This is a genomic window from Brachybacterium sp. UMB0905 (genome assembly GCF_002871795.1).
Taxonomy (GTDB): Bacteria; Actinomycetota; Actinomycetes; order Actinomycetales; family Dermabacteraceae; genus Brachybacterium.
This window is the reverse complement of the sequence record NZ_PNHL01000003.1, coordinates 269,172-278,210: the sequence shown is the minus strand read 5'-3', so window position 1 is coordinate 278,210 and position 9,039 is coordinate 269,172. Positions and strand designations below refer to the sequence as shown.

The 9,039-nt window shown below is 64.1% G+C and carries 12 protein-coding genes and 1 tRNA gene; 3 read left to right on the top strand and 10 right to left on the bottom strand.

What is annotated here, in order from left to right:
- Positions 1-28: 28 nt before the first annotated feature.
- From CJ197_RS04395 to CJ197_RS04365, 8 genes are all read right to left on the bottom strand, one after another.
- A complete protein-coding gene (locus tag CJ197_RS04395) occupies positions 29-574 on the bottom strand; it encodes a DUF4355 domain-containing protein (protein WP_102235524.1) in 546 nt (181 codons plus the stop codon).
- A gap of 36 nt (positions 575-610) precedes the next feature.
- Positions 611-1,411 carry a hypothetical protein gene (locus tag CJ197_RS14840; RefSeq protein ID WP_146007699.1) on the bottom strand — a complete coding sequence of 267 codons (801 nt, stop codon included), beginning with the start codon at positions 1,409-1,411 and terminating at the stop codon, positions 611-613.
- Entirely contained in the window at positions 1,408-2,898 is a 1,491-nt protein-coding gene (locus tag CJ197_RS04390) for a hypothetical protein (RefSeq protein WP_102235523.1), read from the bottom strand. Before CJ197_RS04390 ends, CJ197_RS14840 begins: the two co-directional genes overlap by 4 nt.
- Positions 2,895-4,559: a terminase gene (locus CJ197_RS04385; RefSeq protein WP_102235522.1), complete on the bottom strand. Its 1,665-nt coding sequence runs from the start codon at positions 4,557-4,559 to the stop codon at positions 2,895-2,897. The genes CJ197_RS04390 and CJ197_RS04385 overlap by 4 nt, the downstream gene beginning before the upstream one ends.
- 21 nt (positions 4,560-4,580) lie before the next feature.
- On the bottom strand, positions 4,581-4,991 hold the full coding sequence (locus tag CJ197_RS04380) for a hypothetical protein (protein ID WP_199173868.1): 411 nt from the start codon (positions 4,989-4,991) through the stop codon (positions 4,581-4,583).
- A gap of 191 nt (positions 4,992-5,182) precedes the next feature.
- On the bottom strand, positions 5,183-5,530 hold the full coding sequence (locus CJ197_RS04375) for a hypothetical protein (RefSeq protein ID WP_102235521.1): 348 nt from the start codon (positions 5,528-5,530) through the stop codon (positions 5,183-5,185).
- Entirely contained in the window at positions 5,520-6,239 is a 720-nt protein-coding gene (locus CJ197_RS04370) for a phosphoadenosine phosphosulfate reductase (RefSeq protein WP_102235520.1), read from the bottom strand. Before CJ197_RS04370 ends, CJ197_RS04375 begins: the two co-directional genes overlap by 11 nt.
- Before the next feature lie 55 nt (positions 6,240-6,294).
- Positions 6,295-6,624, bottom strand: a complete 330-nt coding sequence (locus tag CJ197_RS04365) for a hypothetical protein (protein WP_102235519.1) — start codon at positions 6,622-6,624, stop codon at positions 6,295-6,297.
- Positions 6,625-6,845: 221 nt separating this feature from the next.
- On the opposite strand from CJ197_RS04365, the gene CJ197_RS15750 reads away from it, so the two are divergent.
- Positions 6,846-6,971, top strand: coding sequence for a hypothetical protein (locus CJ197_RS15750; protein WP_255407870.1), 126 nt, complete (start codon positions 6,846-6,848; stop codon positions 6,969-6,971).
- 73 nt (positions 6,972-7,044) lie between these two features.
- Positions 7,045-7,356 carry a hypothetical protein gene (locus CJ197_RS04360; protein ID WP_102235518.1) on the top strand — a complete coding sequence of 104 codons (312 nt, stop codon included), beginning with the start codon at positions 7,045-7,047 and terminating at the stop codon, positions 7,354-7,356.
- Between the two features lie 450 nt (positions 7,357-7,806).
- Here CJ197_RS04360 and CJ197_RS04350 read toward each other — a convergent pair whose 3' ends face one another.
- Positions 7,807-8,100 (bottom strand): HNH endonuclease, encoded by a 294-nt coding sequence (locus CJ197_RS04350; protein ID WP_102235516.1) that lies wholly within the window; start codon positions 8,098-8,100, stop codon positions 7,807-7,809.
- Positions 8,101-8,142: 42 nt separating this feature from the next.
- Between CJ197_RS04350 and CJ197_RS14835 the strand changes: the two genes are divergently transcribed.
- Positions 8,143-8,589 carry a hypothetical protein gene (locus CJ197_RS14835; RefSeq protein ID WP_146007698.1) on the top strand — a complete coding sequence of 149 codons (447 nt, stop codon included), beginning with the start codon at positions 8,143-8,145 and terminating at the stop codon, positions 8,587-8,589.
- A 243-nt stretch (positions 8,590-8,832) separates the two neighbouring features.
- Here CJ197_RS14835 and CJ197_RS15090 read toward each other — a convergent pair.
- Positions 8,833-8,924: transfer RNA gene (locus CJ197_RS15090), tRNA-Ser, on the bottom strand.
- Positions 8,925-9,039 lie beyond the last annotated feature (115 nt).

The window sequence follows — 9,039 nt, the reverse complement described above, 5'->3', positions numbered from 1 at the left end:
TGGCCCTTCCTATGAGATGTGGGGTTGTTCAGGGGCGGAAGTTCTTCGCGGCTTCGCGGCCTGCCTCTAGTGACCCTCCGGGAGTTCCGCTAGTGGGTCGAAGGTAGGGCCCCTGTGCGTCGCGGTTGAGGTTCTGAATGATCCTGTCTGCCACGGCGTTCATTTCGTCCTCAGTGTCGCCTGTGACGAAATCAGCCCACTCGCTGGGCACGTTCTTCGAGGCCAAGACCGACGCGCGCAGCTGGGCGCGGGTCTTCTCGGCCTCGTAAGCCTTGGTGGTCTGTTCGAGCTCGGCGATGCGCTCCTGCGCCCGCTGCAGCTCGGTCTTCTCGGCGTCCTCAATGTCCTTGAGTCGCGCTTCGGCGTCTTCAGCGCGCTTCTTCATCTGTGCTGCGCGCTGCCGTTCTGCCCTGAGTGCCTTCAGGCCCGGCTCTCCGAGCGGTTCATCATCGCTAGCCGGGGTCTTGTCAGTGTCAGGGGTATCGTCGCTGGTGGGGCCGGTGCCGTCATCGGGGGTGTCAGCAAACATGAGCGCCCCGGTGCCCTGGAGGAAGTTCAGCAGTCCAGTATCCATCGCGGATTCCTTTCGGTTGTGTGTCGCACACGGGGGTTAGCGTGCCCCGTATTTCTCTCGCAGCCGCGAGAGGGTTAGTTGTTGCAGGGTCGGTAGTTCCCTGCGTCGCAGTGAGCCGTGCCTGCGTTTCTGGGCAGATAGAGAACCACCCGCGGCTGAGGCTCGCGCCCATAGTTCATTGTCGAGCCGGGTCTGTTCTTTCCGTGCCCACTGCTCGGCGTCGAGTGTTTGATGTTCGTAGTCGTCCCACAGGCCTTCTACTTCATCGGGGATATCCCAGCCTGGAGACATGATGATGGGGCGGCACCGGCAGTTCCCGTGGTATGCGGAGTCTGGCCATTCCCCATCCCAGTGCTGTGTAGCTGACATGAACCGGCACCACGCACAGGCGTTGTCTCGCGGTACGCGACGCCCGTACACCCCATCGATTTGCCCGACGCTCTGTTGCACCGTCTCACGTCCCACGTTCGAGACCAGACGGGTAGTGCCTTGCACAAGGCGGGGCACCACCTCATCCGCCACGAGAGGGAACACCACATCGGTGAGAGCCCATTTCAGGACCGGCTCTAGCGCCACCGACGTGATGGCAGCGGGAACGGGCTCGAACAGGGATGGTGCTAAGCCCGCGCCACGCTGCGCATCCCGCACATACCCCATCGCCGCGTCCTGCGACGCGAGCGCATAGGACGACAGGACCACCGGCGCAGATTCCGCGACGAAGTCGAAAACGTCAGGGGTGTCGGGTGCGCTTTGCATCAACAGGACGGTGGAGTGCGCTGCGGCATCGGAGATGTCGTCAACATCCCGGCCCCACCGCTTGAACGCATCCCAGGTCACACCTCATCGCCTGCCTTACGTGCCGCGATCAGGGGTGCGACCTGCGGGTGTTGACGGGCCGCTAGTGCCTGCTCAGCGATGGCCTGCTGTGCCTTACGGCGCTCCGCTATCCGGTACGCCTCAGCGAGACGCGTAGCGGTGGTCCGTGAGTACCCTGCGGCCTCGTACGTCACGACCTCCCCGGGGATGACTGCGCCCGCGTTCACGAGGGACGCCAGTGCCATCCGCTGCGAGTACCTGGTGGTCATCGCCGGGTCCCGTAGATCCGTGGCTAGCGCCTCCAGCTCTTCAGGGAGCCGGGTGCTGTTTCGGTCCATGAGCCACAGGTCATGTACCAGGTCCACCGTCGGGATGCTGAGGTCACGCCCAGCCTCGTCGGCGAGGTCGTTCAATTCCCCATCAGCGCGGTCGATAGCGTCCGCCGATGACGGGTTATCGTGGATGACTCCAAGCTTGTCCGGGGACAGCTGCGATTCGGCCGCGAACATCATCGCGGTCATCCGCAGCTGCTCCATGTGGGGCTGCTGCGACCCAATCTGAACCTGACCGATCTTCGACTCCGGCGCACCCTCGACCGGTGCACCATCTTCGTCGCGCTCATAGTCCAGAGCGAAGAACCGCGCCATCCCCGATTTGAACTGCTCCGCCACATCGGGCGGAGTGTTCACGCCATACAGCTGCGGGTACCCGTACACCTCACCGTTCATCTCACCGCGCAGGAACGTGCGTGCTCCGGATCGGGTGTACGTCATCATCGGTCGGGTGATCCGGGACTGCCCCCAGGGTTTGTCTAGCTGGGGGAGGAACCTGAACGGGTGGAACGTGACACGGCCCGGCAGGTGCTGGTAGCGGCGGACCTCCCAGTTCGCTCCGAGCGTCGGCCGGTCCAACTGGATGATCTGCCCGGGATAGAACACGGTCACGGACTGCGCGCCGAAATGACCCCACTGCTGCACAGCGAGCCCCACACGGAGCCGTCCCGGCCGGGCGGTGTCCCATAGCCCGGTAGCGTCCCGCGCGGAATACGCTTGCACCTGCACCCCGTCAGGGGACTTCACAGCCCCCATGAACGCAACCCCGTAGATCAGCATGGACTGGACACACATCTTGTGCTGCTGGTAGAAGCCGGTGCGGCGGAACTGCGGGTCGAGGTCCTGCCACCGGTCAACTGCCCCGGGGAGCGCGAACCCGTCCAGCTGGATTCGGCGCGCGAGAGCGTCCACAGCGGTCGCGTTCCACCCGAGAACAGACGCGTACTTCTCGAACTCCGGCGGGATTGCCATTCCCATGTTCACGAACGCTTGCTCGGCGTTGTAGAACACGAACCGTTCCCGGTTCCTATCCGCTACCCGGCGGAGCTGCTCGCACATCAGTGCGATGTCATGGTTCTCGTCGTCGCTAAGTTCAGCGATGCGGGGGATGTTCACGATACGGGCCGGTTCATGGGAAACATCCACCATGGGGCCGGGGCCGATACCGAGCATCATCTAATCACCGCCGTTCTCCGTCTCGCAGGGATTTGCCTACGTGCTCTACCCGCTCCAGCTGATACGGCATCCAATCTAGCTTTCCACGCCATAACCGCGGCGTAGGCGGCATCGATCTTGTCTGGCGAATCGGGATACGACTTGTACAGCAGGTAACCGGATCGAGTGCGTCGGCGGCGCGCGTTCAACATGTGCCGGATGAGAACAGTGGAACCATCGAGGGAACAGTCCCCGTTGACGATGGCGGAGCGCAGCTCTTCCAAGAGCCGCGGCACGTTACCGTCCTTACCTTTCGGCCAGTAGCTCATAGGGGCGTCGCGCTTCGCGTGGACACGGAGTTTCTTCCCGTACTTCGCTTCCCACTCCGATACCTGAGATGTCCACCCGTTCGGATCCGCGTAGAACCCGACCACCGTGTACTGCTCAAACACTTCACGCACCCGCGCATCGACCTCAGCAACCGGCACGTACCAGTCCGTCGCGTTTCGCGGCTGCTCCCACACATCCAAGACGAACAGGTGAGCGTCGGAGACACGACACCCGATCAGCGCTGTAGCGTCCGCTATGCCCTTAGCGCGGCCGCGGGACCCATCGAAACCGACAGTGATCGGGTCATCCGGAGAGACAATTTTCTCTACGTCCACGACGGCGGTTAGCTCGGGCCTGGTCATCCACGAATCCGACGCGGCGACCACCTGGTTCAGGTAGTCGGCGCGCGCGACCTGAGGGTCTTTCGTGAGGTCCCAGAACGATTGAATGCGAGCCTCTAGGTCCGCGTGACCAGGCGGGCATGCAGGGTCATGGATCAGGCACCCATCAGGGTGCTGGGAAGCGTCCCCATAAGCGATCCGCAGGCCGAGAGTTAGGGACTCCCGGTCAGTGACGTCCGTGTCGCCCGGCGCTTCACGGTGATCGTAGTAGAGGCCATCGGCGACCGCCTTGCCCTCCTGGATCATCGACCAGTAGCTCGCTGACTCCTCAGCCACCGAGTTCTCACCCGGAATAAACGCGTTAGGCGTCTCCAGGTACGCACCCCCACGCTTCGCCGTATTCGCGTCAATCACCTGATGGAGCCGCTGCCCACCATTCGACGAAACCCATTCCTCGGTCTGATCGAGGACACAAAAGTCTGCGCGAGCACCCTTAATGGTGCGTGCCGAAGTGGTGACCATCTCCATCCGGCCCGATGGCAGATTGATCCGGTCACCCAAGATCTCCACACCCCGGTAGTTGTCCACCACGGGGCCTTCCATCATCTCCTGCAGCGCAGAGAACGTGTTCCTGGTCTGCGTCTCGGATGTCGCCGCAACCTGCACCAGTGGTGTTCGCACCTCAGACCACGGCTTACCGACGGGCTGCCCGTCAGCGTCCCACCCATCGAATATGACAGGTCCGAGGCCCTCAACGGCCATGAGCGCGGCAGCGAAAGGGGACTTGCCCCAGCCGCGAGGCCGCGAGAGGACGCCGCGCCGGTAGGTGCGTCGTCCCGTGTCGGGGTTGATCCGGTAGAAGTTCAGTACGAACTCTTCCTGCTCGGGGTACAGCAGGAACGGGCCGGGCTCTAGTCCAGCGTCGGGCTGGGCCAGGTTCTCGGTGATCCAGTCGATGACCTGCCATCCGAGAGATGGGAAAAGGTCACCTTCGAGGGGTTTCCATGGCATCCACGGTCATCCCTTCACTAGCTATTCTCCCGATGCTTTTTGCGCCGGGCTGATGACGCTGATCTTCGCCCGCCGTTCACGGGCGGAACTCGTCTTCGTGGGCCGCTTCGAGTCCGCCGCGTCCGCGTCCGCGAACTGCATGCGCAGACGCGCGCGGTCTTCGGGGGTTGCCCCGAACTTTGCGACCCGGATCCGCAGCTCGGGTAGCGCGCTGGTGTCCCCATTCCCCCACAGCATCGCGTGGAGAATCGCGGTGTCCAGGAGGAACGCCCAGTCGGTGGACCCGAAGTGCTCCGCTTGTGGGGAGTCTCGCCACATCGCCCACCATTCCCGGGTTTCATCGGGCCAGGGCATGGAGTCCGGGAGGTCCGGCTGCTCTGCTTCCTCGAAACGAAGAATCGTCGTCGGGGTAGCGTCAGTGTTCCGGCGCACCCTCTTAGAGGGATCCTTAGGTGCTGGTCCACGGCCTGCCATTGATACTCACCCCTAACGTTGTCACGAACCCGACGATGACGATCGCGAGAGGCTCGCGGATGTCCGTCCAACACGGATGCTCCGCGTAGTCGTACCTCCGCGAGTGGTCTTGGTGTAATTCAGAGCTGATGCCAGAGCGCGACGCATAGTCATTCCTTCATATCGATGTTCAGCAGCCGGGCGAGATCCCGGCCGCGAAGATACTTGTCACCATGGAGCCGCTTCTTAGCTCCGATGGCATGCAGGAACGCTTCTTTCTCGGCCCGCGACTCGAAGCACACGGCGAACCAGTATTCGGAGTCGGTGGCGTCACGTTTCCGCTTATCCTCCGCCTTGCGGCGCTGGATGTACGCGGATTCAAGCGCGTGTAGTTCGGCTGCCGAGTCGACCTCGGCGTTGTCGGAGTACTGGACACCATCAATCGGCGATGGCGAGTCGCCGCTGATCTTGAACCCGCCGCCGGTACCGAACCCGGCCCCCTTGAACTCAAACGCCATGGCGAACCAACTCCATCTCTGCCAGCGGGAACCAATCGAGCACTCGCTGATAGTCCCGCGGCCGGTGCGCACGCATCGGCTCAAGGAACCTCCGATCAATCCCATCGAAAGACCGGCCGAACATCTCGTAATCGGGCGGTAGCTGCCATCCGTGACGGTCCAGACATGCGGACCATTCCGCCTTCACCCAATCGTGGATCGGGGAGACCTTCCCGGTGCTCGGCTTCATCACGCCGTGCGTGACGAGCGCAGCGCGACGGTACGGGGAGTCCGCTGCCCGCACCCCATCGGCGACCCATGTGTCAGGGTCTAGCCCTAGGTCCATGCGGATGACCTGCCAGATCTCTTCATAAGTAGGTATCGGCAGGTCGGCTGCTTCGATGATGGCGCACCGCTCGGGCGGCTGGAATATCAGCGCGTTCAGCATCCGGTAGAGGGATGGGTGTGGGTACCGGTGCACCCTCATACCGAGCTTGCCCTCGGCGTATGAGAGCCCTTCTTCTACGAACTCCAGTGTGGTCCCCGGCTCCCGGCCGGGGATCAGATACAAGTGCGCTAGGCGCACATCTACCCCCGCTTCGATGAGCGCAAGCGTGCACGCGATGGCATCTTTCCCACCACTGAAAGCGACCAGGACGGGCCGACCCTCAGCGGCGAGCCGCTGCCTGACCTCTGCGGACAGCGGCTGCCCCTTGACGATGGTGGTCACTGATCTCTCCCATCGATGATGAGAACCCCAGCGGGGTGCCCGGGCGCGTGGATCATCACAGCTCCATCCCCAGCTCGCGAGCCTTCGCCCGCGCGTACCCGGCGACGGCAGCAGGCTCAGTACGGCCGCCCACGAGGATGCACCAGTCGTGCGCACCGGTCGCGAAATCATGAAAGTGCATGCCGAGCATGTCAGCGATGTGCTCAGCGATGCGCATCGCGAGCCGCTCCGCATCATCCACGCTGAGCCCCTCGGCGCGGCCCGCCTCGCGGTACCACTCCTGCAGGACTTCCAGGGTGTCGATGAGGCCGCGTAGCCCGACCTCCATGGCGAGATCGGTGGTGTAGTCCTCGAACTGGTCGAAAAGCGTGTCGCCGGTGAGCATCGCGCTCCCCCTTCTGTAGATGCCCTAGCCTCGCACTAGGAGGTGCCTATAGGATAGACATAGGCGGGCGGGCAACGCAAGCGGTAGCGGAGTTGACGGCCCGCCGTAGAGGGTCTAGGATCTAGGCATCGCCGGAAGGGCGTAGAGGTCACCACAGGGAGAGTGGCCCACACCCCCGGCGCACCACCACCCATCACGGATCACCAAGGAAGGACCCCCCAATGAGCACCACCGACTACCGCCCCCGCCACGCCGGAACCCCCATCGCCCCCGCCGCAGAGCTGTACCGCCACGCCATCCGAATCACCCTCGGCCGCACCCCCACCCACAAAAAGGACAGCCGGTGAACCACACCGCCGCCTAACCAACCTACCGGGGCGGGGTCACCAGCGCCCCGCCCCACCAGAAAGGACCACGATCATGAGCAAGCTCATCGCAACCGCCGCCACCAGACTCGACGCCCTCTACGACACCCACGGCGTGGACATTTTCGAGATGTTCGAGGACGGGGAGGGCGATCACTTCGCATGGCTCCCCGCCGAGAATCCCACCATCGAGGACCGCGAGATCGACGAGGAGACCGGCGAGGTCATCGACCCCGGCCAGTGGGACATCGACGAAGCCGACGACATCCTCACCGCCCACGGCTACCGCCGCACCCAGCCGTGGCAGTGCGACCGGCTCGGTGACTCAACCCAGTCATGGGCCGAGATCGAACAGGTGAGCCCGTGACCACACTCCGCAGCATCATCCGCGAAATCACAGCAGGCATCATCGACGGCATCACCATCGCCCTAGAAGAACTGACACACCCCAAACACCAGCGGGACGACCAGCAGGACGACTAGCATGCCCCACATGGACCCCCTCGTACGACTAGCCATGTGGCGCGAGCTCAACACTGACCGAGAAACAGCCATCCAAGACGCGCGCGACGCAGGGCACACCTGGGAGGAAATCACCACAGCCAGCGGCCTATCACGCGCCATGGCAATGCGAATCCTCCAGCAACGCCGAGAACGCGACCAGCAATAACCCCCGCAAGCGCCCGCCAACCTCCACCAGGTCGGCGGGCGCTTCACTACGCAACCGCCCAGACCTGTACGGAACCCGAGCGACTAGCGACCCCGCCGCGCTCTGGGTGGGGGAGGGGAGGGGATGGTGCCCCCCTGGCCTGCGGTTTTATTTGAGGCCGGGGTGGGGTTCGGGCTTGCGTTTCCAGCGGTGTTGTCCGCGGCGCGCTTCGGCTTGGGTCTTGTCGTTGTGGCAGGTGCGACAGGCTCCTTGGCCGTTGGCGGGGTCGAGTTCTGCTCCGCCTTCTGCGACGGGGATGATGTGGTCGGCTTCGTTGACTTGTCCGGTGCATCGTGGGCCGCGGATCTGGCAGTGCTTGTCGCGCGCCTTGATGGTGCGTTCCCATGCGATCTGCTGTGATCGGGTGGCGGTGCGTTTGGTGGGGTACTCGGTCCAGTTCACGCCTTGCTTCCTTCCGTTGTGGCCGCTGGCTACGCTTCACTCATGGGGTATCGAGAGTGGCGTGAGCGACAGCTCGCGAGGGTTGATGCGATGCAGGCGCGTGCGGATGAGCGTGCTGTGAGGGCTGAGCGGCGTGCTGAGGTCGAGTCGGCCAAGGCTGAGCGCGCTTCGGAGTCCACATTGTCGTGGGCTGAGTCGCGTGCTCGTGCGCTTGGTGAGGATCACGAGGATCTGGCTGCTCGGGCTTCGGCTCTCGGGATCCCGCTGCCGTCTCCTGATCGGCGGATGCGGGGCCGCGGTCTTGCGGCGTTGGGTGAGTTGGTTGTCCGCGATGGCTCCGGTGTTGAGGGCGGCACCGTTGATGCGTACGAGGCGTGGCGGGACCGGATCATCGTGGAGGAGTCGATGGCCGCGAAGGTGGCTCGGGGGGAGTCTTTGTCGTTGATGGACCGTGCGGCGTTGAAGGCTGCTCGGTTCGGGTCGAGGTAGGTCGGGGGGAGTCGGCTCCGGAGTGGGGGCTGTGAGGTAGCAGGGGGTCTGCTGTTCTGGGCCCTGGGGTGTCCCCACCCCGGGGCTGTCTTGGCTTCCGGGGTGGGGGTTCTGCGCTGCCGCGTTTGCCCTCTTGGGTGCGCTTCGCGGTGCGCGTTCCGCGAGCGCTGTTTCGCCTGTGGGGCGCTTCGAGCGGAGGGTTCGGGTGCCCGGGTCTTCGGCCCGTCGGTCTCGCCGGGCACCTGGCGGAGAGTGTGGGGGTCGAACCCACACGCCCTCGGGGGGCTTGCCGCTTTCAAGGCGGTTGCCGTCGCCATCTGTCGGCTGGACTCTCCGTGCCGTGGTCGTCCCTGCTGGCGCTGGGTCGGTGGTCACGGTCTTGGCGCATGAGTAAAGCCCCGGCCTGTGTGGCTCGGGGCTTCGGTTTCGGACCCACTTCGGGGTCAGGTC